The organism is Nocardia albiluteola (genome assembly GCF_018860155.1).
GTDB classification, from domain to species: domain Bacteria; phylum Actinomycetota; class Actinomycetes; order Mycobacteriales; family Mycobacteriaceae; genus Nocardia; species Nocardia albiluteola.
The window spans coordinates 371,269-394,308 of sequence record NZ_JAHKNI010000005.1 but is presented as its reverse complement, the minus strand read 5'-3'; the positions used below and the strand labels follow the sequence as shown (position 1 = coordinate 394,308).

Annotated in this window: 23 protein-coding genes; 9 read left to right on the top strand and 14 right to left on the bottom strand. The window is 68.6% G+C overall.

Going from position 1 to position 23,040, the window contains the following annotated elements:
* Nucleotides 1–283: 283 nt before the first annotated feature.
* On the bottom strand, nt 284–1,114 hold the full coding sequence (locus KO481_RS17730; protein ID WP_215918255.1) for an SDR family NAD(P)-dependent oxidoreductase: 831 nt from the start codon (nt 1,112–1,114) through the stop codon (nt 284–286).
* On the bottom strand, nt 1,111–2,622 hold the full coding sequence (locus KO481_RS17725; RefSeq protein ID WP_215918254.1) for a flavin-containing monooxygenase: 1,512 nt from the start codon (nt 2,620–2,622) through the stop codon (nt 1,111–1,113). The genes KO481_RS17730 and KO481_RS17725 overlap by 4 nt, the downstream gene beginning before the upstream one ends.
* A 121-nt stretch (nt 2,623–2,743) precedes the next feature.
* On the opposite strand from KO481_RS17725, the gene KO481_RS17720 reads away from it, so the two are divergent.
* Entirely contained in the window at nt 2,744–3,358 is a 615-nt protein-coding gene (locus KO481_RS17720; protein WP_308166658.1) for a TetR/AcrR family transcriptional regulator, read from the top strand.
* A 129-nt stretch (nt 3,359–3,487) separates the two neighbouring features.
* Here KO481_RS17720 and KO481_RS17715 read toward each other — a convergent pair whose 3' ends face one another.
* From KO481_RS17715 to KO481_RS17705, 3 genes are all read right to left on the bottom strand, one after another.
* A complete protein-coding gene (locus KO481_RS17715) occupies nt 3,488–5,089 on the bottom strand; it encodes an MFS transporter (protein ID WP_215918253.1) in 1,602 nt (533 codons plus the stop codon).
* Nucleotides 5,090–5,095: 6 nt separating this feature from the next.
* Nucleotides 5,096–5,596 carry an MTB12 C-terminal domain-containing protein gene (locus KO481_RS17710; protein ID WP_215918252.1) on the bottom strand — a complete coding sequence of 167 codons (501 nt, stop codon included), beginning with the start codon at nt 5,594–5,596 and terminating at the stop codon, nt 5,096–5,098.
* 276 nt (nt 5,597–5,872) lie between these two features.
* Complete coding sequence (locus tag KO481_RS17705) at nt 5,873–6,874, bottom strand: glycine betaine ABC transporter substrate-binding protein (RefSeq protein ID WP_215918251.1); 1,002 nt, start codon at nt 6,872–6,874, stop codon at nt 5,873–5,875.
* A 243-nt stretch (nt 6,875–7,117) separates the two neighbouring features.
* Here KO481_RS17705 and KO481_RS17700 point away from each other — a divergent pair, with 243 nt between their 5' ends.
* From KO481_RS17700 to KO481_RS17685, 4 genes are all read left to right on the top strand, one after another.
* Entirely contained in the window at nt 7,118–8,014 is an 897-nt protein-coding gene (locus KO481_RS17700) for an ABC transporter substrate-binding protein (RefSeq protein WP_215918441.1), read from the top strand.
* Nucleotides 8,015–8,093: 79 nt separating this feature from the next.
* Nucleotides 8,094–9,239: an ABC transporter ATP-binding protein gene (locus tag KO481_RS17695; protein WP_215918250.1), complete on the top strand. Its 1,146-nt coding sequence runs from the start codon at nt 8,094–8,096 to the stop codon at nt 9,237–9,239.
* 4 nt (nt 9,240–9,243) lie between these two features.
* A complete protein-coding gene (locus tag KO481_RS17690; RefSeq protein WP_215918249.1) occupies nt 9,244–9,924 on the top strand; it encodes an ABC transporter permease in 681 nt (226 codons plus the stop codon).
* Nucleotides 9,921–10,613: an ABC transporter permease gene (locus KO481_RS17685; RefSeq protein ID WP_215918248.1), complete on the top strand. Its 693-nt coding sequence runs from the start codon at nt 9,921–9,923 to the stop codon at nt 10,611–10,613. Before KO481_RS17690 ends, KO481_RS17685 begins: the two co-directional genes overlap by 4 nt.
* 20 nt (nt 10,614–10,633) lie before the next feature.
* Here KO481_RS17685 and KO481_RS17680 read toward each other — a convergent pair whose 3' ends face one another.
* The 5 genes from KO481_RS17680 to KO481_RS17660 form a co-directional block, all read right to left on the bottom strand.
* The gene (locus KO481_RS17680) at nt 10,634–11,293 is read right to left on the bottom strand and encodes a response regulator transcription factor (RefSeq protein WP_308166657.1); all 660 of its coding nucleotides are present in this window, start codon (nt 11,291–11,293) and stop codon (nt 10,634–10,636) included.
* Entirely contained in the window at nt 11,260–12,381 is a 1,122-nt protein-coding gene (locus KO481_RS17675) for a sensor histidine kinase (protein ID WP_215918247.1), read from the bottom strand. The genes KO481_RS17680 and KO481_RS17675 overlap by 34 nt, the downstream gene beginning before the upstream one ends.
* Before the next feature lie 5 nt (nt 12,382–12,386).
* On the bottom strand, nt 12,387–12,872 hold the full coding sequence (locus KO481_RS17670; RefSeq protein WP_215918246.1) for a hypothetical protein: 486 nt from the start codon (nt 12,870–12,872) through the stop codon (nt 12,387–12,389).
* Between the two features lie 70 nt (nt 12,873–12,942).
* On the bottom strand, nt 12,943–13,770 hold the full coding sequence (locus KO481_RS17665; protein WP_215918245.1) for an SDR family NAD(P)-dependent oxidoreductase: 828 nt from the start codon (nt 13,768–13,770) through the stop codon (nt 12,943–12,945).
* Between the two features lie 303 nt (nt 13,771–14,073).
* The gene (locus KO481_RS17660) at nt 14,074–14,451 is read right to left on the bottom strand and encodes a MerR family transcriptional regulator (RefSeq protein ID WP_215918244.1); all 378 of its coding nucleotides are present in this window, start codon (nt 14,449–14,451) and stop codon (nt 14,074–14,076) included.
* A 63-nt stretch (nt 14,452–14,514) separates the two neighbouring features.
* On the opposite strand from KO481_RS17660, the gene KO481_RS17655 reads away from it, so the two are divergent.
* Nucleotides 14,515–15,672 carry an MFS transporter gene (locus KO481_RS17655; protein WP_215918243.1) on the top strand — a complete coding sequence of 386 codons (1,158 nt, stop codon included), beginning with the start codon at nt 14,515–14,517 and terminating at the stop codon, nt 15,670–15,672.
* A gap of 38 nt (nt 15,673–15,710) precedes the next feature.
* On the opposite strand, the gene KO481_RS17650 is transcribed toward KO481_RS17655, so the two are convergent.
* Entirely contained in the window at nt 15,711–16,079 is a 369-nt protein-coding gene (locus KO481_RS17650) for a mycothiol transferase (RefSeq protein WP_215918242.1), read from the bottom strand.
* Between the two features lie 285 nt (nt 16,080–16,364).
* Between KO481_RS17650 and KO481_RS17645 the strand changes: the two genes are divergently transcribed.
* The gene (locus tag KO481_RS17645; RefSeq protein ID WP_215918241.1) at nt 16,365–16,859 is read left to right on the top strand and encodes a hypothetical protein; all 495 of its coding nucleotides are present in this window, start codon (nt 16,365–16,367) and stop codon (nt 16,857–16,859) included.
* A gap of 40 nt (nt 16,860–16,899) precedes the next feature.
* Here the strand turns inward: KO481_RS17645 and KO481_RS17640 are convergent, their stop codons facing one another.
* Nucleotides 16,900–18,096, bottom strand: a complete 1,197-nt coding sequence (locus KO481_RS17640; protein WP_215918240.1) for a DUF1501 domain-containing protein — start codon at nt 18,094–18,096, stop codon at nt 16,900–16,902.
* Nucleotides 18,097–18,111: 15 nt separating this feature from the next.
* Complete coding sequence (locus tag KO481_RS17635) at nt 18,112–19,419, bottom strand: DUF1800 domain-containing protein (RefSeq protein WP_215918239.1); 1,308 nt, start codon at nt 19,417–19,419, stop codon at nt 18,112–18,114.
* Nucleotides 19,420–19,522: 103 nt separating this feature from the next.
* Here KO481_RS17635 and KO481_RS17630 point away from each other — a divergent pair, with 103 nt between their 5' ends.
* Together KO481_RS17630 and KO481_RS17625 are read left to right on the top strand one after the other, a co-directional pair.
* Nucleotides 19,523–20,200, top strand: a complete 678-nt coding sequence (locus KO481_RS17630; RefSeq protein ID WP_215918238.1) for a response regulator transcription factor — start codon at nt 19,523–19,525, stop codon at nt 20,198–20,200.
* Nucleotides 20,197–21,531 carry a sensor histidine kinase gene (locus tag KO481_RS17625; protein WP_215918237.1) on the top strand — a complete coding sequence of 445 codons (1,335 nt, stop codon included), beginning with the start codon at nt 20,197–20,199 and terminating at the stop codon, nt 21,529–21,531. The genes KO481_RS17630 and KO481_RS17625 overlap by 4 nt, the downstream gene beginning before the upstream one ends.
* A 72-nt stretch (nt 21,532–21,603) precedes the next feature.
* Here KO481_RS17625 and KO481_RS17620 read toward each other — a convergent pair whose 3' ends face one another.
* Entirely contained in the window at nt 21,604–23,040 is a 1,437-nt protein-coding gene (locus KO481_RS17620) for a glycoside hydrolase family 27 protein (protein WP_308166656.1), read from the bottom strand.

Here is a 23,040-nt window from a genome sequence, read left to right as displayed (position 1 = left end):
CCCGGTGCGCCGCGACCGGGCCCTCCCCCGGCTCGAGACCGCCAGAAACCTATCCTATTGGCCGGTTTTACGCTGGTTGCAGCGATTCGCCGAGGAAGCCCGCGAGTTCACGCACCGCGGCGGCCGCCGGGGCGACGAGTGCGGCCTGCAGCTGGGCCACATGCGCCTCGCTAGCGCTCGGCTCCGCCAGGAGCGAGATCCCGGCTGTATCCGACTGCTCGCTTCGCTCGCGGGCGGCGCGGGATCGTTGGGATCGGCCCAGGGCGCGACTAGGCCGAGGTAGTCACGGCAGGAAGCGCCGGGTCACGACGGAGGCGACGCGCTGATAGTAGGAGGCCGTGGTGCGCACGAACAGGTCCAATGCCTTGGCCTCCCAGCCGATCAGCACGCGGCCCTGTCCCTTGGCCACGGCCTCGGTGATAGTCCGCGCCGCCATTTCCGGGGTGTGCAGGGCCAGATGCTTGTCGAAGAAGGCCGCGAAGCCCGCCGCGTCGATCCCCTCGGCGTACGTGCCGTTGCGCGCGACCGCGGTCTTGATGCCGCCCGGATGCACGCAGGTGACCCGGACCGGCTGCTGCTCGACGAGCATCTCCTGCCGCAGGGCCTCGGTGAAGCCGCGCACGGCGAATTTCGCCGCGTTGTAGGCGCTCTGGCCGGGCACCGCGATGAGACCGAACAGGCTGGACACGTTGATCACGTGGCCCGCACCGGATTCGATCAGATGGGGCAGAAATGCCTTGGTGCCGTTGACGACTCCCCAGAAGTCGACATCCATGATGCGTTCGATGTCCTTGAACGCGGAGTCGACGACGTTGCCGTGATAGGCGATACCGGCATTGTTGTAGATCTGGTGCACGACGCCGTAATGCTTGTGCACCGCATCGGCGTAGAGCAGCACGGCCTCGCGCTCGGCGACGTTGAGCCGATCCGATTTGACCTGCGCGCCCAATGCCTCACAGCGGCGGACGGTTTCGGCCAGGCCCTCGGCGTCGATATCCGACAGCGCGAGCTTCGCGCCGCGCCCGGCCAGATTCTCCGCCAGCGCGCGGCCGATGCCCGAACCGGCACCGGTGATCACGCAGACCTTTCCGGTGAAATAAGCGTCGCTGCTCACTGTTGTGCCATCACTTTCGTTTCGTACGCCGACATGTCGAATTTTTCCAGCATCCGCCGGAAGCGGAACGTGAAATCCGGCCACAGCGTGGTGTTGTTGCCGTGCTTGTCCAGATACCAGCTCGCGCAGCCGCCGGTGCTCCACACGCTGCCGACCAGCTTGCCCTGCAGCTCCCGGTTGAACGTGTCCTGCACATCCTTGCGGACCTCGACCGTGCTCAGGCCGAGGCGATCGATCGTGGCGATCGCGTCGGCGACGTAGGCGATCTGCGATTCGATCATGTAGACCATCGAGGTGTGCCCCAGGCCGACGTTCGGGCCGAGCAGGAAGAACATGTTGGGGTAGTTGGCGATCGAGGTCCCCTTGTAACCCTGCTGGCCGGACTCGTCGAAAACCTCTGCCAGCGTGCGGCCGTCGCGCCCGGAGATAGTCTCGAACGCCGGGGAATCGGTGACGTGGAAGCCGGTGGCCACGACGATGGCATCGACCTCACGCTCGGTGCCGTCGGCGGTCACGATCGATCCGGAGCGGATCTCGCGGATGCCGTCGGTGACCACATCGACGTTCTCCCGGCCCAGCGCCGGATAGTACTCGTTGGAGATGAGCATCCGCTTGCAGCCGATGCGGAAATTCGGGGTGACCTTCTCGCGCAGCTGCGGATCGGGCACCTCGAGGCGCAGCTTGGTCCGGGCGATCGTCTCCAGCGCCAGCATCGCGGGCGGGAACTTCGCCAGGCCGACGACCTGCGTCTCGCGCGCGGCATAGATCGCCGCCCGCGACAGCCGCTGCACGCCCGGAACGTATTTGAAGGCCAGCCGCTCGGGCAGCGTGTAGGGCCGGTCCATGCGGGGCAGCAGCCACGGCGCGGTGCGCTGATACAGATCCAGCTGCGCCACCTTCGGCGCGATGGAGGGCACGATCTGGATCGCGGAGGCGCCGGTGCCGATCACCGCGACCCGCTTACCGCTCAGATCGGCCTCGTGGTCCCAGCGGGCGGAGTGGAAGATCTGGCCCTGGAACTCGTTGATGCCCTTGATATCCGGCAGATTCGGCTCACACAGCGCGCCGACCGCGGAGATGACGATATCGGCGGTGAATGCCCCCTGGCTGGTCTGCACATCCCAGCGCGCCCGCGCCTCGCTCCACTGCGCGCCCAGCATCTCGCAGTCGAAGATGTGCTTGTCGCGCACGCCGTACCGGTCGGCCACGCCCTGGATGTACTGCTGAATCTCCGGCTGCCGGGAGAACGACCGCGACCAGTCCGGGTTCAGCGCGAAGGAATACGAATACAACTGCGAGGGCACGTCGCAGGCGGCGCCGGGATAGGTGTTGTCGCGCCAGGTACCGCCGACATCACCCCCGCGCTCGAGCACCAGGTAGTCCCGGACACCCTGCTGGCTGAGCCGGATGGCCATGCCCAGGCCCGAGAACCCACTGCCGATGATGAGGATGTGCACGTGGCGGACATCCGGATCACCGACACCGCTGTCTGTAACCTTGCGACTCATGTACCCGAGGGTAGGGGCTTATTGATCGCGAGTCAACAACGGGGATGGTGAGCCGGCGGAGCTTGCGGAGCCGGCGGGGTGAGCGAGCTCAATATTGACTCATGTTCAGTAAGATAGGGGCGTGAGTGGAAAAGATCCCGGTAAACGGGTGCGTCTGAGCCCCGAGGAGCGACGCCACCAGCTCATCTCGCTCGGCACCCGGATGCTGCGCGATTGCGCCCTCGAGGACATCTCCATCGGTGAGATCGCCAAGCAGGCGGGCATCTCGCGCGGCCTGCTGTTCCACTACTTCTCCTCCAAACAGGAGTTCCACCTCGCGATCGTGGCCAACGCCAATGCCGAACTGCTGGCCCACACCGCCCCCGACCGCACCCTCGAGCTGGGCGCCATGCTGCGCGATGCGGTGCGGCGCTATGTCGACTACGCCAGCGAGAACCGGACCTCGTACCTGGCCCTGCTGCGCCGGCCCGCCGGCGCCGAACTGATGGCGCTGGCCGATGCCACCCGCGCCGCCCTGGCCACCCGCATCCTGGCCGAAGTTCCGCTGCCCCAGGACGATCCGGCCCGGCCGCGGCTGGCGCTGGTGGTGCGCGGCTGGATCGCATTCGTCGAGGAGGTCACGCTCAGCTGGCTCAGCGCCGAGACCATCACCCGCGAGCAGTTGATCGAAACGCTGGTCGAATCGCTGCCCGGGCTGGCGGCCGATCCGATCCTGGCCGCGGCGCTGCGCGACTGACCGATGCCCCTGGGATAGCGGGCTTCTGCGAACGCGCCGGCGCTCCTACGGTTGAGACAGGGCCGGAGCAAGCGGCCCGGGGCGCGGAGGGGTCGTTCCGGACCTTGCTCCGGCCATCGCCCGCCTCGCTCAGGTCTCGTATTCGTACCCCGAACGATCGTGCCGCGGTAGCGAAACCGCCGTCACGACCGCCGCGACCAGCACCATGATGCCCGAAACCAGCAGGGCCACCTCGAGTCCGCTATGGAAGGCGGCGTAGGTGGCGTTGATGACCTGGTTGACGATCGGCCCGTAGGCCTGCGAGGCCGCCTGATCCCCGCCCGCGGGCACGTTGCCGGTCTCGATCGCGTCGATCACGATCGATTGGAAGTTGAGCGGCACCCCGAGCTGGTTGAGCCGGGAGGTCAAGTCCGAGTTGAGAAACGAGTTGACCAGCGAGCCCAGCGCGGCCACGCCGACGACCGCGCCGACCTGACGCATGGTGTTGGTCGCCGCGGCCGCCATGCCCGAATGCTCGGCGGGCACGCCCGAGAGCACCGCCGAGGTCAGCGGCACCACCGCGATGCCGAAGCCCAGTCCCGCGACCAGCAGCGACAACGCCAGCGGCACGAATTCCACTGTCACACCGAGAAATTGCCGTGTGAGCAGCAGCCCCGCCGCACCCAGCAGACAGCCCACGATCATCGGGGTGCGGGACCCGCGCACCGCCACCCAGAACCCGGCGAACAGCGCGCCCACGATGATCGCCACGGCCATCGGCGCGAAGACACCCGCGATCTTCCAGCCCGAATAGCTCTGCACCTCCTGCAGATACAGCGCGGTGAAGAAGAAGATCGAGAAGATGCCGAAATACACCGCGAACGCGACAATCAGCGCGCTGCGCACCAAAGGCCGCTTCAGATAGGCGAAGTCGAACATCGGGTTCCGCGCGCGCATCTCGACCAGCAGGAATCCGACCCCCGCCAGGCCACCGATCACGAACAGGGTGAGCACCGAGGCGGCGCCGTACCCGACCTGCTCGCCCGAGATACCCGCGTAGATCACGCAGCCCAGAAATGTTGCGCCCAGCACGAATCCGGAGATGTCGACCGGTCCCGGCTGCGGATCCGCGCTCTCGGGCACGTAGCGCACCGCCGCGGCCAGCACCAGCACGCCGACGATCAGGTTGAACCAGAACACCGCCCGCCAGCCGAAGGCGCCGACCAGCAGTCCGCCGATGACGGGCCCGGCCGCCAGCGCCAGCCCCGACACCGCCGCCCACGCTCCCAGCGCCCGGGCCCGCTCCCCGCGATCGGGGAAGATGTGCCGGATCACCGACAGCGTCCCGGGTTCGGAGGCCGCGGCGCCCAGCCCCATCACCGCGCGCCCGGCGATCAGCACGCCCACGCCGCCGGCGACGGCCGAGAGCACCGACCCGGCGCAGAAGATCACCAGCCCGCCGATCATCACGCGCTTGCGGCCCCACCGATCGCCGAGCGAGCCCGCGGTCAGCATCAGGCTGGCGAAGACCAGCGTGTAGGCGTTGACCACCCACTGCAGCGAGACCACCCCCGCATGCACGTCGGATTGGACGTTGCCGAGGGTCACGCTGACGATCGTGGTGTCCAGGAAGGTCACGAACAGGACCGCGGTGACGGTGAGCAGCGCGACGCGCGGCCGGTCGGCCCGCTCGTTCACGACCTCACCGGTGATGCTGCGCCACAGCGGTTTCGAGGCATCGGCCCAGGACATCGGGGCTCACTTGGCCGGCGGGGGCGTCGGCGTCGCGGTCGCACAGGCCGGGGGCGGATTGCCCTCCATGGTCAGCAGCGCGCAGAAGGTGGAGGCCGTGACCTTCCAGCTGCCGCCGGTCCGGATCGCCGAGCCCGGCTGCCCGACGAGTGCGGGCTTGCCGTCGAACAGCACCGTGAAGGTGACGGTGGCGTGGTCCGCGGTGGCACTGACGTTCGATACCGTCGCGGTGGTGCTCTTGGCCATCGGGGTGCCGGCCTGCGCCTTGATCGTGGCCGCGAAGGCCTGACCGTTCTCCAGGAGTGCGATCTTCTCGTCGGCCGTGGTCTTGCCGTCGAAGAACTGCTGGTAGAGCTGGGTGACGGCCTGTGTGGCCGTGGCCGCCGGGGTGGTGGCCGGGCTGCTCGAGGATTTGTTTCCGGAGCCGCCGCAGGCGGCGGTGGTGGCCAGTACGGCCGACAGCGCGCAGACGGTGAACATGCGCGCCGCGATCGTCCCAGTGAACATGCCTGCGCCTCCCTCGGGTGGCTATTCCGACGGGCGTCCGTCTGGCGCGGGCATCGCCGCCGGACCGCCGTCGCACGCCGTGGTGGCACGCGGCGACGGGTGCTTGATCAACTCTCTAGACAGTACTCGCCGGAACCGGACGGCGCGCCCCGATTGGCGGCGGTCGTTACGGCACCGAATTCGACGGAATCCCGGACAACATCCCCGGCGCGGCCCGGCCGGATCCGGGTGCGGTACAACCGGATCACCGGCACGGCGCGTGGAATCGGCGCGAAACTACAGGTTGTGCTTGTCCAGCCAGGCGTTGGCCGTGGCGCCGGGATCGGCGTGGTCGTCACGAATCCGGCGGACCATCTCGGTCAGCTCGTCGGTGGTCAGTTCGCCCGCAACGTAATTCAGCTTCTTGATCTGCGTATCGGTCAGCGCGCCCTGCCGGAACAGCGGGACCACGTTCTGCGCGCGGAAGGCGTACTCCGGATCGGCCACACCGACCACCTCACCCGGCCCGCCCGGCAGCAGCGCGGCGGGCGCGGTCAGCACCGCGGCCTGAACCCGGCCGTCCCGCAGGGCATTCCGCGCCGCGGTGTCGTCCGGCAGGACCGTGTAGTGCGCGATATCGCAGCCGTAGACCTGCCGCAGCGGTGTGAGCACATCCCGCCGCGGATCCGGCGCGGGGCGCAGCGGATCGAGTTGGTGCCCGGTCGCGATGCCGACGGTCAGTTCCCCGCAGTGCGCGGCCAGATCCTTCAGCGAGTGCGGAAATCGCCCGGCCACGGCGGGCGCGAGCACGAACTGTGCGCGCAGATCGGTGCCGTCGGCGATATCGGAGATCGCCAGGCCCTCGGGCAGCGCCCGGCTCAGCGCATCCGACACGCTGGGGGTCGGCGTCGTCGCGGCTGCCTCGCTGGAACCAGCGGGCGCGCTGGCGGTACCCGAATCGGCGGCCGCGCTCGGATCGGGAATTCGCGCAGGAGATCCGGAATCCAATGCCGCGAGCAGATCGCCGCTCTCGTCCCCCACCACTGCCACCCGCCCGGCATCGAGGGCCGCGAGATAATCGGTGCGCCGCCCCAATCGCGCGTCGACGACCGTGCGCGCGCCCGTGCGCGCGAGCGCCCCGGCATAAATCTCGGCAATTAACTCACTCTGAGCCGAATCCCCCGCACCCATCGCGATCGGGGCGGCCGAACCACCGTGCGAACACGATGCGACCAGCGCGGACGCAATGACGGCGACCATGACACCGGCCGCGGCCCGCACCGACGTGGTCAACTCCATCCGGCGACACCTACTCTCGATTGGATAGTAAGAACGACTCCCGGCTGCAAAGATGGACAGCCAGTAGCGGCCGCCCCGCCGACGAATCGTAGCCGGGGCGCGCCGGACCACACCTGGCAGCGCCGGGCCCCTGGAAGGACAGCAGTGAAATCCTCGATCACCTCCTCTGCGCGCCGGCGCGGATTGCGTCCCGCGTTCACCGCCGTGCGATTCGTCGCCACCGCGGTCGCGCTGGCCGCGGCGATGGCCCTGTCCGCGTGCGGTAGCAGCTCCAACCCGCTGGCCTCGGGATCGAACGGCTGCGACGGCGACGCCAACAAGCTCACCGTGGGCTCGGCGAACTTCCCGGAATCGGAGACCGTCGCCGACGTGTACGCCGAGGCGTTGCGCGCCAACGGTTTCAGCGTCGACACGAAGCTGAACATCGGCAGCCGCGAGGCCTACATTCCGGCGCTGAAGCAGTGCTCGATCGGCGTGATCCCCGATTACACCGGCAACCTGCTGCAATATCTGGACAAGTCCGCGACCGCGACCGATCCCGGCGCGGTGAATGCGGCCCTGACCAAGGCCCTGGGCGATCAATTGGCAACGGCCACACCCGCACCCGGCCAGGATTCGGATGCGGTGGTCGTCACCCAGGCCACGGTCGATAAGTGGAATCTGCATTCGATCGTCGATCTCGCGTCGCATTCGGCGGAGGTGACCTTCGGCGCGCCGCCGGAATTCTCCGAGCGCTCCGATGGCCTGCCCGGCCTGAAGACCCATTACTCGCTGAACGTCGCGGCCGACAAGTTCGTCCCGATCAGCGACGGCGGCGGCCCCGCGACCGTGCGCGCTTTGACCAGCGGACAGGTGGTCGCGGCCGATATCTTCACCACCTCCCCGGCAATCAAACAGAACAATCTGATCGTGCTGGCCGATCCCCAGCACAATTTCGCGCCCCAGAACGTCGTGCCGGTATTCAATGCCAAAAAGAAGTCCGACAAGGCGGTCAAGGTCCTGGACGCCGTCTCGGCGAAGTTGACCACCGATCAGCTCGTCGCGCTCAACGAGCAGGTCTCCGGTAACGCGAAGGTCGAGCCCGCGGCGGCGGCGAAGTCGTGGGTGACCGCGCAGGGCCTGGACAAGCCGGTCGGATAGTCGTGGGCGGGATTGCGAGCGAACCGATGACACAGCCGGCATCGGGCGCAGCGGAGCCGAGCGCCGGCGAGGTGAAGCTTTGACGGATATCGAGTTCAGTGGCGTCAGCAAGGTCTATCCGGACGGCACGGGGGCGGTCACGAATCTCGACCTGCGCATCGAATCGGGGTCCTTCACGGTCTTCGTGGGCCCCTCGGGCTGCGGTAAGACCACCTCGATGCGCATGATCAACCGGATGGTCGTGCCCACCTCGGGCACGATCACCGTTGCGGGCGAGGATATTTCGAAGATCGACCCGGTCAAGCTGCGCCTGGGCATGGGCTATGTGATCCAGAGCGCCGGGCTGCTGCCGCATCGCAGCGTCCTGGACAACGTCGCCACGGTCCCGGTGCTGCGCGGGCAGACCCGCCGCGCGGCCCGGAACGCCGCGCTGGAGGTGCTGGACCGCGTCGGCCTGGACCGGGCGCTGGCGGGCCGGTATCCCGCGCAACTGTCCGGCGGGCAGCAGCAACGCGTGGGCGTGGCCCGGGCGCTGGCCGCGGATCCGCCGATCCTGTTGATGGACGAGCCCTTCAGCGCCGTGGATCCGGTGGTGCGCGAGGAACTGCAGGCCGAAATGCAACGGCTGCAGGCGGATCTGCGCAAGACGATCGTCTTCGTCACGCACGACATCGACGAGGCGATCAAGCTCGGTGACCGCATCGCGGTGTTCGGCCGCGGCGGCGTGCTGCAGCAGTACGATCCGCCGGAGGTGGTATTGGCCGAGCCCGCAACCGATTTCGTTGCCGATTTCGCCGGGCGCGACCGCGGCTATCGTGGGCTGTCGTTCCGCAGCGCGTCCGGGGTCGAGGTGCACGAGATCGAGACCGCGACACCCGAGCAGCTGCCCGAGCGGCGGCTGGTAGCCGGCGCGTGGGTGCTGGCGGTCGACGCGGAGAAGCGCCCGCTGGGCTGGGTCGACGTCACCGGCCTGGAGAAGATCCGCGCCGGGCACGCGCTGGCGGACAGCATGGCCGCGGGCGGCTCGCTGTTCACCCCGGGCGGCGATCTGCGCCTGGCGCTGGACTCGGCGATCTCCTCGCCGTCCGGATGGGGTGTGGCCGTGGACGATTCGGGAGCCGTCGTCGGCGGCGTGCTGGCCACGGAGGTCATCGACCAACTGGCGCAACAGCGTTCGAGCGAGGACACCGCCCGCAATCAGCTCGTCGCCGAACAGGGGTTGTAGTCGGGTGAAGTATCTGGTCGACAACTTCTCCGATATCGCCGGATTCGCGCGCACCCATCTGTATCTGGCGCTGGTGCCGCTGCTGATCGGGCTGGTGATCGCGATTCCGCTGGGCGCGCTGGTACGGCGGGTGCCGTGGCTGCGGCGGATCACGGTCACCACCGCGAGCCTGGCCTACACCATTCCGTCGCTGGCCCTGTTCGTGATCATTCCGCCGCTGGTGGGCATCGCGGCCATCGATCCGCTGAATGTCGTTATCGCGCTGAGCATCTACTCGCTGGCGCTGCTGGTCATCGCGGTGCCGACGGCGCTGGACTCGGTGCCCGCGGCGGTGCTGGATTCGTCCGACGCCATCGGATTCACCCGGCTGCGGCGCGTGATCACGGTCGAATTCCCTTTGGCCATACCGGTTTTCGTGGCGAACCTGCGGGTGGTCGCGGTGACGAACATCTCCATGGTGACCGTGGGCGCGCTGATCGGGGTAGGCGGTCTCGGCAAGCTGTTCACCCAGGGCTATCAGCGCAACTATCCCGACGAGATCGTCGCGGGGATCATCGTGGTGCTGGTGCTGGCGCTCGTGGTGGACCGCGTGCTGTTCCTGCTCGGACGCTGGGCCACACCGTGGTTGCGGAACGGCCGGCGCCCGAGCCGCACGCTCCTGTCCCCGAAAGGCGCCGGCGCATGAACCTTTTCATCGATGCGTGGCATTACTTCACCACGTCCGGGAACTGGAGCGGCCCGGCGGGCATCGGGCACCGGATCGTCCAGCACCTGTGGTACAGCTTCCTGGCGATCGCCCTCTCGGCGGTGATCGCCGTGCCGATCGGGCTGCTGGTCGGCCACACCCGCCGGGGCGGCGGCGCGGTCGTGGGCTTCGCCAATGCGATGCGCGCGCTGCCGACGCTGGGCGTGCTGACCTTCGTAGTGCTCGGGCTCGGGCTGGGACTGCTGCCGCCGCTGCTCGCGCTGGTCACCGTCGGCGTCCCGCCGCTGCTGGCGGGTGCCTACGCGGGCATCGCCAACGTGGATCCGGACGTGGTCGACGCCTCGCGCGCGATGGGCATGCGGGAGCGCCAAGTGCTGCTGCGGGTAGAGGTGCCCAACGCCATGCCGGTGCTGCTGACCGGCCTGCGCTCGGCGACGCTGCAGGTGGTGGCGACCGCGACCATCGCCGCCTACGTGAACCTGGGCGGGCTGGGCCGCTACATCTTCGACGGCATCAGCCTCTACAAGTACGACCGGGTGCTGGTCGGGGCGTTGCTGGTGGCCGTGCTGGCGCTGGTACTGGACGCGATCATGGCCGTGGTGGTGTGGTTGAGCGTGCCGGGTACCGGCCGATTGCGCCGTCGCGCAACGGTTCCCGTGTCGCAGTAGGATGACTACACCGTACGAGCTCAGCCCGCGAGTCCGGTGCGGTGGGCGAACGCGATGGCTTGGCCGCGGTCGCGTACGTCGAGCTTGGCGAACAGCGAATTGATGTGGCTCTTGACCGTGCTGAGGCCGATGAACAGCTCCTTGGCTATCTCGGAGTTGTTGCGGCCCTGGGCCATCAGGCGCAGCACGTCGAGCTCGCGGTCGGTCAGATCCGCCCGCGCCGCGGGCGCGGGCGCGCCGAGCGCGGACACCAGCCGGGCGCCCACGTCGGCGGCCAGGGTGGTGTGGCCGCTGGCGACCGAGCGGATGGCCGCGGCGATCTCCGCGCGTCCGGCGTCCTTGGTCAGGTATCCGCGAGCACCCGCCCGCAGCGCCCCGGCAATGGAGGCGTCGTCGGCGTAAGTGGTCAGCACCAGCACCGCGGTCTGTGGATGCTCGGCGGTGATCGCGGCGGTGGCGGCGACGCCGTCGATGCCGGGCATGCGCAGATCCATCAGCACCACCCGCGGCGCGAGCGTGCGGACCAGCTCCACCGCCTCCGCGCCGTCGCGGGCCTCCCCGACCACCTCGACGTCCGGCAGCAGCGACAGCACCGTCGACAGGCCGTCGCGTACCGTGGTCTGATCGTCCGCCACCACCACCGAGATCACCGGCGCGGCACCAGAACTCGCACTCTCCACTCCCGATCCTCCTTCCGTGCGTCCACTGTGCCACCCACCGCCGCGATGCGCTCGGTCATTCCCAGCAGGCCCGCGCCCACCCCGGAGACGCTCAGCGAACTGCGAAGGGCGGTAACCGGATTGGACACCTCCACCGCGAGGCTCCCCTCCTGGCCTCGGATCGTCACCGTAACCGGTTGTCCGGGAGCGTGTTTGCGGGCATTGGTCAGCGCCTCCTGCACGGCGCGGGCGACAGCGACCGCGGTCTGCTCGTCCATGCCGCGCAACTCGGCGTCGACCAGCAGCCGCACCTGTCCACCGGCGGCGCGATGATCCTCGGCCAGCCGCGCCAGCTCGGTGGCGAGATCGAGGCCGTCCGCGCGCAGCGCGTTCACCACCCCGCGGGCCTCCTCCAGCCCCGACACCGCCAGCCGGTGTGAGGCCTTGACCCGCTCCGCGGCGCGCGGCACATCGCCCGCCTCCAGCAGCGCGTCCGCGGCGTCCAACTGCAACACCAGCCCGCCCAGCGTGTGGGCGAGCACGTCGTGGATGTCGCGGGCCAGCCGCCCGCGCTCGGCCATCGCCGCGGCGCGATCACGCTCGGCGCGGATCACCCGGTTCTGCTCGACCAGCAGCCGGTTCTGCTCGTCGACCGCGCGGGACTGACGGCGGCCGTAGCCCGCGACGACCATCACCGCCAGGCCCCCCAGCAGACCGAGCGCCCCGGCTCGGGATTCGGGCGCGGTGAGGACCGATAGGCAGGTGCACACCGCGGCCAGCGCCGAGATGCCCAGTCCGATCACGACCGGCTCGGTACCCAACGACATGGCGGCGAATACCGCGACCATCACCGTGATCGACGACCCGGCCAATCGGGTGGCAGTCAACCCTCCCCCGATCACCATGGCGCACAGGATGATTCGGGTGGTCACCGCCGAATGCGCGGGTGCCACGAACCAGACGGCCCAGCCGAGCCACGACAGCGCTGCGCCCGCAATCACCCACGGCTCGTTCCACATCCCGGCATAGAGCGACCACAACACCACAGCGACGAACCCGAACAGGCGCAGCAACCTGTTCAGGCCCGTCGGCGACCCGGCAATGCTCATCGGATTCAGTGTGCCCCAACGGGCCGCAACTGGTCGGCACGCCGCATCAGCACGGCGGTCCGCCCGGCCCGGTTCAGCGCCAGCATCAGCAGGATGACCCCGGTCGACGCGACGATCTTCGCCCCGTCCGCGGTGGCCCACACGTCCACGCCCACGCGTACCGCGAGCATCACGAACCACAGCAGCGAGCCGATCAGCCCCGTGCGCGCGGCCGGCGAGCCGTCCACGTTCCGGATCTGCGACAGCATCCCCATCCCGACACCGACCGACAGGCTCAGCACGGCCTCCAGCACCAGCAGCGCCACCGCCGTCGTCCCGAGCGCCGCTCCGGCCAGGCCGGTCCGCATGCTGACGACACCGATGACCGCGAGGATGATCGGCCCGCGCCAGATCCGCGCCCGCTCCAGCGTCTGCCAACGCGTCTGCCGGTAGACGATCCATCCGAGCACTAGCACCGCGAGCCCGATTTCGAGAACATTCTGCGAGGTCATAGCTCTACGATCGGCCTCGCGGGCGCATCCACCCACCACCCGCGGGTGGACCCGGGGTGGATTTCGGCGCTCAGGTGGGAATCTGCAGTTGTGGGGTGGCGCGGCTCAGGATCATGTCGGTGCGGGGCTGCAGGGCGGGGTCGATCGCCTCGGGCTGCGGGATCACCCAGTACCGGCCCTCGGCGATCTGGGCGAAGACCCGCTCCGCGTGGTCCTCGGGGGTGAGGCCGTTGGAGTCGGCATCGTGTTGCAGCCACTGCTGGAATCCCGCGACCTCGGGAGACAGCTCAGCGGCGTCGCGCACAGTGAAGATCTCGCTCTTGACGTGTCCGGGCGTAATCACCGAGACCTGGATCGGCGCCTGTCTCATCAGCATCTCGTAGTGCAGGCTCTCGGTGAGCGCCAGCACCCCGAACTTGGTGACGCTGTAGGGGGCCATCAGCGGGCTGGGCAGCAAGCCGCCCACCGAGGACAGGTTCGCGATCCAGGCGCGGGTGCCCTGCTCGAGCATGCGGGGCACGAAGGCGCGAAGGCCGTTGACCGCGCCGCCGATGTTGACCCGCAGCATGGCATCCCACCGCTCGGCCGGGATCTCCCACGACCAGCCGAACGCCATGATGCCCGCATTGTTGACGAGCATGTCGACCGCCCCGAAACGCGCGTAAGCGGCCTCGGCCAGCGCCTCGACGGCGGCCGGATCCGAGACGTCGGTCGCCACCGGAAGCACCTCGCCGGGCAGGGTCTCGGCGAACTCCCGCAACCGATCGGCCGCGATGTCGGCCAGGACCAAGCGCATCCCCAGCTGCGCCGCATGGCGGGCGAGTCCGGCGCCGATGCCGCTCGAGGCGCCGGTGATCACGGCAACCTTGCCACCGAAAAGTTCGGCCGGAGCAGTCACGATGTCTCCTCTCTGCCGGGCCGCGAAGACGACCCGTGGATAGTTGGCAGCTAACCAGCGGAGAGCGTCCGGAAGACATTCCAAATCCCGGCAGTTGAGATTCACACGCGGTCCCGGCGATGATTCCGAGATCGCACACCGGTGTCGACGCGGATCCGACTGTGCCGGCCTTGTTCATCGGGACCAGGTTCAGTCCTGAGCTGCGGCGAATTGCCAACGAGGACCGCATGATCCAGCTGATCGATGCCGAACGCCTCTATCATGGCGGATAACGCAGACGTTGGTGACAGACCGGGATCCTCACTACGTGGCGGCTGACGCTGCGAGGTTGTGTTGAGCCGGGGTCTGCGTCGTGGCAAGCAAGTTGTCCAACAGCGACCGAGTGTGGACTAGTTGGTCGATGTCGTTCGTGATCCGGCGGCGTTCTGTTTCGAGACGTTCCCGGCAGTTGTCCAGTAGCAGGGATTCGCCGGACAGACAGGTCAGGATCTGGCCGATGAGGTCCATGCCGAGGCCCGCGGCGAGAAGCGTCTGGATGTGCGCCACCTTGTTGATATCGGAGTCGGTGAAGATCCGATATCCGCTGGGGGTTCGATCCGGATTCAGGACGCCCTTCTCCTCGTAGTAGCGCAGCGCTCGCACGCTGACGCCGGTCCGGTCTGCCAGCTCGCCGATCTTCACCTGCCGCTCCGTTCGCTGTGCGGGCTTGACTCTCACGTTGACGTGAGAGTTTAGCGTGCCAGCATGCTTCTACTTGCGATCCTCATGTTTTGCGTCTTCAGCATCACGACCGGTGAGTTTGTGGTGGCCGGAATCCTGCCCGAGGTCGCCACCGATCTCGGGGTCGCCGTCGGCGCCGCAGGCCTGCTGGTCACGGCCTACGCCGTGGGCATGATCATCGGCGGCCCGGTGCTCACCGCGGTGACCGCCGGGATCGACCGAAAACGACTGATGCTGGCACTGCTGGTTGTCGCGGTCGTCGGGAACACGGTCTCGGCCCTCGCCCCCGGATTCCCCGTGCTCCTGGCCGCCCGCGTGCTCACCGCGCTGGTGACCTCGACCTTCTTCGCCCAGGCCATCGTGATCGCCGTGCAGTCCGCGCCACCCGAACGAGCCGGGACCACGGTGGCCCGGCTGGCGTTCGGGATGAATCTGGCCATGATCCTCGGAGCGCCGATCGGCACCCAGATCGGCCATCAGTGGGGTTGGCGCGCGACGTTCGCCGCGATTGCGGTTGCCTGCCTGATCGGGCTGGGCCTGGTGTTCTGGCTGCTCACCCCGCCGAGCGATGCGGGTCGGACCTCGGCGGTCTCGGAATTGCAGGTGTTGCGACAGCGGCCAGTGCTGGTGGCGCTGGCCATCACTGCGGTCGGCAACGTCGGTGTTCTCATGGTCTTCACCTATCTCGCCCCGCTGCTCACCGACCTCGGCGGCCACCGCGCCACCCGCCTGCCGGTCCTGCTGCTCGCCTACGGCGTCGGCGCGACGATCGGCAACCTCGTCGGCGGCACGCTCTATGATCGCAACCCGCGCCTCTTCCAACCAGCCCTCCTCGGGCTGTTGACCGTGATCCTGGCAAGTACCTGGTTCGTCGCCACCTCGACCACACTCACCGCGGTGGCGGTCGTGGCGATCGGCCTGCTCGGCTTCGCGATCATTCCCGGCATGCAAGCACGCGTCATGACGACCGCCGCCGAAGCGCCCACGTTGGCCATGGCCGTCAACGCCTCCGGTTACCAGGTCGCGGCCGCCTGCGCCGGCTTGTTCGGCGGACTCATCGCCGACTCCACCGCCGGACCCAGGCCCATCTACCTCGTCGCCGCGGGCCTGACCCTGTGTGGCTTACTACTGACCGCTGCGGCTACCCGCACCCCGCGTGGGCCCGCCGCGAAGACGCAGTGACCAGGCGTCTGGCTATCCGCCACCCACAGGACATACCGTCATCGGGCCTCGATCTGCTCGCGCAGGATGTCTCCGTGGCCGGCGTGTCGGGCGCTCGCACGTTCGAACTCCGCGATCACCGCGGCCACGGTTTCCTCATCGCTTACGCCGAAACCGCCATGCGCCCACAGCGGGCCGTCGCAGTCGGCATCGGCGAGTTGTCCGAGTGTGCGCTGGAACCACATTCGCTCGGCGTACGCGGCATGTTTGATCAGAGCTATCGGGGTTGTCAGCGACGGTACGAGTCGGCGTCTGGCGTCGGCTTCGGACAGTCCGCGCACCGTGTCGATGAGGTCGGCGCGCGCTTGGTCGAGCATGGTTTCGAGCAGTTCTCGTTCGGTGCCGGTGGTGCGGGTTGGAGTGGTCATCGCAGGGTGGTCCTTCCTCGGCCGGTCCGGCACACGCCAGACAGACCGATGTGCTGGTGGGGTCGGAATCGGTTCGCCGGAAGGAACCGGCGCCGGGGTGGCCGAATGTTTCGCATTGGCAGCCCACATCGGAAGTGGGCGCGGCGAGCCGCTCACGAATCTAGCCTGCCGCTGCGTTTAGCGGCCCGGATTGCGCCCAGATCCTTTGCAGAGCGGCCTCACGACTCAGCGACGGTCGGAAAAGCGTTGTGGCGGTACAGATCAGCCGCGGTACGCTCGGTCGCCATGAGTGAAATTGCCTCGATGGCGGGATTTCTTGCGGCCCATGGGATATGGAGTGTTTCGGACGGGGCGACGCTGGTTCCCATGCTCGGTTACGAGCAGACCGACGGTGACCGAGTGATGGAACGGTTGATGTTCGACGACGTCGCCGACGGTGCGCGGGCGGGGCAGGCCGCGTTGGCGGACGGGCGTGAGGGCTGGGTCCGGGCGGTGCTGGTTACCGACGCCTACTTGCATATCGATCGCGGGAGGGTCGATGCACTGATCGTGGACGCCGTCGAATATCTTCCCGCTCGCTGGTCGATGCGCATGGCAGTTCCGTACCGCCCGCAGGCGGCTTCCGCGGGATTCGCGGTGTACCGGCCCAAGTTCGTGGAGACCGAGGGTTTCGACGAACCCGACTACGACGCGTTGGCCGATGCCTTCTTCTCCGGTGTCGATTCGCACGAGCAAGCGGCTGCGGTATGGAACGCGCATCTGCTCGACGAGTCCGTGTGACCCGCCGGTGTGGGTGGGCTCGGTTCGGCGACCGGCGAATCTAGGCGATGATGCCCAGATCGCGGCGGCCCGTGCCTACGACCGGCGTGGGATCGGTGGACACCACCCGCTCCAGCAACTCGTGGTAGATGTCGCGGAAATCGACAGTGGTCTTCAGATCTCCGTCGTCGAGGTCGGTGAGGCTAGGTTCGTCGCCGTAGAAGCCGCCCTTGACCGGGGCGCCGGCCAGGAAGACCGGGCCGGCGGTGCCGTGGTCGGTGCCCTGGGAGGCGTTGGCGCGCACTCGGCGGCCGAACTCGCTGTAGGCCATCAGCACGATGTCGCGGCCGCGGGGATGGCCGACCAGGTCGTTCAGGAAGCCCGTGACCGCGGTGTCCATGCGGCCCAATAGATCCTGCTGGGTTCCGCGCTCGTCGGCGTGGGTGTCGAAACCGCCCAGGCTCACCGAATACACGCGGGTGGGTACCCCGGCCTTGATGCATTTGCCGACCAGATCCAGCTGCGCGGCAAGCGCATTCGGCCCCGCGGCGCGCTTGGCGGTCGCGACCGACGAAAGGCGCTGCGCCACAGTCTGTTCCGCACTGTATCCCGCGCACACGTAGCCCTGCGCCGTCGAGTCGGCCGGGTCCGCCGCCGACAGGCCCGCGAGTTCGGCCTTCAGCTGCGTGGTCAGCGGCGCCGAGGACGGATCCAGCGCCGAGGCAGTGTGTTTCGCGCCCATCGCCAGGGTCGGCAGCACCGATCCGATATTGACCGCGCGCAGCGGATCGGTGCCGGTCACATCGAGCCAGCGGCCGATCCAGCCGGTGGACGAGGGTGTATCCGGATCGGCGGTCTGCCAGATGTCCATGGACCGGAAGTGGCTGTGATCCGGCTTCGGGTAGCCCACGCCGCGCACGATCGCGAGATTGTGCTTGCCCCACAGCTCGGCCATGCCTTTCATGGCCGGATTGAGGCCCAGCTGCGCATCGAGGTGCAGCACTTCCTCAGGGCGATAGGACAGTTCGGGGCGGGCGTCGTGATAGGCGTTGTCGGCGTAGGGAATTACGGTGTTGATACCGTCGTTTCCGCCGTACATCGTGAGCAGCACCAGGATTCCCGAGCCCGCGGCCAACGGGGTGGTGCTCGCGCGCTGCTGGAGTTCGTCCCAGGTGATCGCGGAGGCGGCGCCCAGCACCCCGAGCGCGCCCAGCACGCCGGAGCCGACCAGAAAATTCCTGCGACTGACTTGTGGCATGGCGATTCTCGGCTTTCAGCTCGTCAGGTATTCGGGCGTGTTCACGGCGATCGCGGCCAGCCGGGCCGGATTCGCGACCGCCGCGCTCAGCACCTTGGCGCTGCGGTCGGACCAGGCGCCGATGCCGAGCAGATGCCCGGCGGCGTCCACGCGCTCGGAGGTGCCCGCGTCCGAAATCGGGCTCAGGTCGGCCTTTTTCAGCAGGCCCGTGATCGCCGAGAGCCGGGTCTGGGCGGCGGCGGTGGACATCCACGACTGACCGCTGGACCAGCCGCCCACATTCGGCGGATAGAAGGGCAGCTGTCCGAGGGTGCGCAACAGGTAGACGACGTGCCGGGCATCGGCATCCTCGGTCAGCGGCACCCGGAACGCGCGCACCGCACCGATCAGCCATTCCACCGGGGCATGCACGACCGTGTTTCGGGCGCCGGTGAATTCGGGGTCGGACAGGATCGCGGTGATCAGCGCGGCGAGGTTGCGGCCGGGCCCGTACGCCGCGGTCAGGCGTCCCAGCGCCGCCGCCGACGGCGGATCGTCCGAGGCCAGCTGCTGCCACATGCGCCCGGCCACGAACCCGGCCGACTGCGGGTGGGAAAGCACCACATCGCAGTACTCCCGCGTACCCAGCGGACCCGTCACGCCGAGCAGGGTTTTGGTGCCGGAATCGTGGCGCTTGGGATCGAAGACCGCGGCCTCGTCCTTGATAACCCAGCCGGTCAGGGCCCGGGCGCCCTCGCGCACATCGGTTTCGGTGTAGCCGTTGCTGTGCCCGAGCGCGAACAGCTCCATGAACTCCCGGGACAGATTCTCGTTGGGCGCCTTGGCGGTATTGGTCTGGCCGTCGAGCCAGCGCAACATCGCCGGGTCGGTCAGCATCGCGTAGGCCAGGGCCGAGAAGTCCCCGGCGCCCAGGGTGCGCAGCGTCCGGTTCTGCGCGGCCATCTGCACCGCGCTGCGGACCTTCTGCGCCGAGGTGGCGAAGTGGTTGTGCCACAGCAGGGTCAGCTTCTCCCGGACCGGCACCTGCACCGCGGCCATCCGTCGGAGCCACCATATGGTCAGCGCGTCCTGCTGCGCGTTGATCTCGGCGTTGTAGTGCTTGCGATCCGCGATGCTCGCGTTCTTGCCCGTGGGCGCCGGCGGGGTGAATTGCGGCATCGGGGTGGCGCGGGCGCCGGGATCGGCCTCGGGGTCCGAGGTCAGCGCGGCGTTCAGATACGCCGTAGGGTCCGTGACCGCGTCGATCTCGGGCCCGGTCGCGCCGAATCCCGCCCGGCGCAGCACCCGCGCGCTGCGCATCCACTGTGCTGATTGGCTGCCCATGAATCGAGTATCGGCCGCACAATGACCGGATCGGCGCCCGTCCGGGCCTTCCTTCAGCCAATCCTCAGCCCGGACCGATATTTCTCGCCGTGGACCGGCAAGAATGAAATGCGTGCAGAACGGTCGAATTCTGGTCATCGAAGATGCCGACGCCATTCGGGCGGCGGTCGCGTCCGGCCTGGGCGCCGCCGGTCACGAGGTGCTCGCCCGCCCCGACGGCGCCCAGCTCGAGCGCGATCTGAGCCAGTTCCGCCCCGATGTGGTGGTCCTGGACGTGATGCTGCCCGGGCGCGACGGCTTCGAGCTGCTGGAATCGGTCCGCGCGCGCTGCGCGGCGGGCGTGGTGATGCTGACCGCGCGCGACGGCGTCGAGGACCGGGTGCGCGGGCTGCGCGCGGGCTCGGACGACTACGTCGTCAAGCCGTTCGATCTGGCGGAGCTGGTGGCCCGGGTGGAGGCGCTGCTGCGGCGGATGGGCAAGCTGCAGACCAAGATCACGGTCGCGGATCTGATCGTCGATGTCGATTCGGGAATCGTGTTGCGCGGCAGGGAATCCGTGGCCCTGACCGCGACCGAGTTCAAGCTGCTGGCCTATCTGGCCGCGCACCGCGACCAGGTGGTCACCAAGACCCAGATCCTCACCGCCGTATGGGGTTACGAGGATTACGACCCGAATCTGGTGGAGGTGTATGTGAGCGCGGTACGTCGCAAGCTCGAGGAACACGGACCCCGCCTGCTGCACACGGTGCGCGGCATGGGCTACGCGCTGCGGGCGGAATGAAGACCGTCTCCCTGCGCCGCAGGGTAACCCTCACCGCCGCAGTCGTTTCCGGCATCGCGCTCGTGGTCGTCGCGCTGGTCGTGAACAGCCTGTTCGGGGTCGTGGTCTCGCGCAGCGAGGACACCACCCTGGCCGACCGGATCCAGCTGGCCCGTCAGCTCGCCCAGCAGGGCACTCCGCCGGCCGAGTTGATCACCCGCGTGGACAACCGCTCGGTGCGCGCGCGGCTGGTGCTCACCGACGGGCGCGCCTACGGCAGCCTGACCCCGCGCCGAGAGGCCGAGACCGTGGCCAAGACCCGTCAGGTCGTGCTGACCGGCCGCGGTGCGGCCAACCACGCGCACCTCACGCTGCAGGTCGACACCCCGCTGCTAGCCAAGATCCAGCAGCAGCTGGGATGGGTGCTGATCAGCGCGATCGCGGGCGCGCTGGTGCTGCTCGCGGGCGGGCTGTGGTTCGGTGTGCGGCGCGCGCTGGCGCCCCTGGACGCGATGACCCGGCTGGCCCGCGACATCGCCCGCGGCCACCGTGGGCGGCGCCTGACCCCCGCCAGCACCAATACCGAACTCGGCCGTACCGCAAGCGCTTTCGACGAAATGCTCGATGCGCTCGAGGGTGCTGAGGCGCGGGCGCGCGACTCCGAACAGCAGCTGCGTGCCTTCGTCGGCGACGCCGCGCACGAGCTGCGCACGCCGGTCGCGGGCATCCGCGCCATCGCCGAGGCGGTGTTGCATCAGCCCGCGGACGCCGATCCGGAGGAGCGCCAACGCATGTATCTGCTGCTCGCGCGCGAGGCGCAGCGGGCCGGTCGGCTGGTCGAGGATCTGCTCGACATGGCACGCATCGACGCGGGGCTGCACCTGGACTTCGAGGCGGTGGACCTGTACGAGCTGGCGCAGGTGCAGCTCGATCGGATCCGGATGCTGCATCCCACCGTCGATTTCGCGCTGAACGGTGCATCCGTGCCGGTCCTGGCCGATCCCGACCGCGTCGGGCAGGTGCTGGTGAACGTGCTCGGCAACGCCTGCCAGGCCATGCCCGAGGGCGGAAGGGTCGACGTGCAGGTTGGTGTCGTGGGCGACTGCGCCCGGATCACGATCTCCGACACCGGCCCCGGCGTGCCGGTCGCCGATCGCATGCGAATATTCGACCGGATGGTCCGCCTGGACGAGGCGCGCCAAACCCGCTCCGCCGGTGCGGGATTGGGGCTGCCCATCGCTCGCGGCATCGCCCGCGCCCACGGCGGGGATCTGGTGTGCGCCGAGCCGATCGACGGTGTCGGCGCGACATTCGTGTTCACCATGCGCATGCCGAGAGCCGAGGAGCACTAGCCGTGGCGTATTTTCGGACGAATTCTTGTATTCCGCCGCGGGCGCAAGAGGGCCGATAGCGCTGCACCGCAATCAGGTCGACGAGGCCGGACGCACGCGCAGTATTACGGTGTCGTGCGCGGCGACCTCGTCGGCGACAGCGCCGCTCGACTGTACCTGGTCCCCGGTCCACAAGTTTCGGGACACGTAGCGGTCCGCGGCCGGTAGTCCTAATGCATCGAGCGGAACAGAAATTCGAGTATCGGAATCGCCGTTGTTCCACAGGGCAACAGCGACCGAACCGTCCGAAAGTGTCCTGCGCCAAACCTTTCCGCCCGTTTCCGGAACAACCGTCGCCGGTCCCGACGGATCCTGATCCACCGCAATCACTTCCGAATCGGTGAGCAGCCGCCAGGTCGTCTCGTCCATGTACGGCAGCGCATTGCCCGCGATCAGCGGGGCGGCCAGCATGGACCACATGCCGAACTGGGTGCGCTGCTCGGCGGGGGTGAGCCCGGGATAGGTGGTGCCGGGCACGCCCGCCACACCGACGTCGAGCATGTCCGGGTCGGGCCAGTGGTCCGGCCCCGAACGGGCGACCGGGGTCGCCGCGGCTTCCAGGATTTCGCGGATGCCCTGGCCCCCTGCCGTTCCCATCCCCAGTGCCCAGCCGGGATACGCGTCGTTGGTGGTGCGCCACAGCGTGCCGATGCCGGACCAGTCGTAGATCGCGCCCGGCGGCGCGCCGGGCACATCGCTGTTGGGATTGATGCTGTAGACGATCGCTCTCCCGGTGGCGCGCAACGCGTCCCGCATCCGGGTGAACGCCGCGACCTGCCGATCGAGATTGGAATCCGGTGCGCACCAATCGTATTTGAGGTAATCCACCCCCCACGAGGCGAACGTGCGGGCATCGAGCGCCTCGTGGCCCGCACTCCCCGTGCTGCCTGGGTAGGTGCCGCCGAGCTGCGCGCAGGTCCGCGCGTTCGGGCTCTGGTAGATCCCGAACTTCAGCCCGCGCGCGTGCACATAGTCCGCCAGCGCCTTCATCCCCTGCGGAAACCGCGTCGGATCCGCTTGCAGCGCACCCGATGTCGTGCGTCGCGGGGTGAACCAGCAGTCATCGACGACCACGTACCGGTAACCCGCGGCGCGCATCCCGCTCGCGACCATCGCGTCGGCCGCCGCCTCGACCGTCCGCGCGTCCACGCCGCAGCCGTAGCCGTTCCAGGAGTTCCAGCCCATCGGCGGGGTCGGCGCCACACCGGCGATCGCCACCGGGGACGCGCTCAGCCGCACGCTGTCGTCGACTGGCGCAGATGCCACACACCCCACGAGCACCAGCGCCACCGCGAGCGCGATAGCCAACGGCCCCACGACCATCGCCCCCGGGCGCCGCGGGCCCGCCGCGCGGTGCGCTGCATCGCCGACCGGAGTGAGCACCCGAGCATCAGCAGTATCCACCGCCGGATCGTCGATCCGCTGATCGGCGACGACCGGCCCGGCGACAGACACCGGACCGTCCGGCAC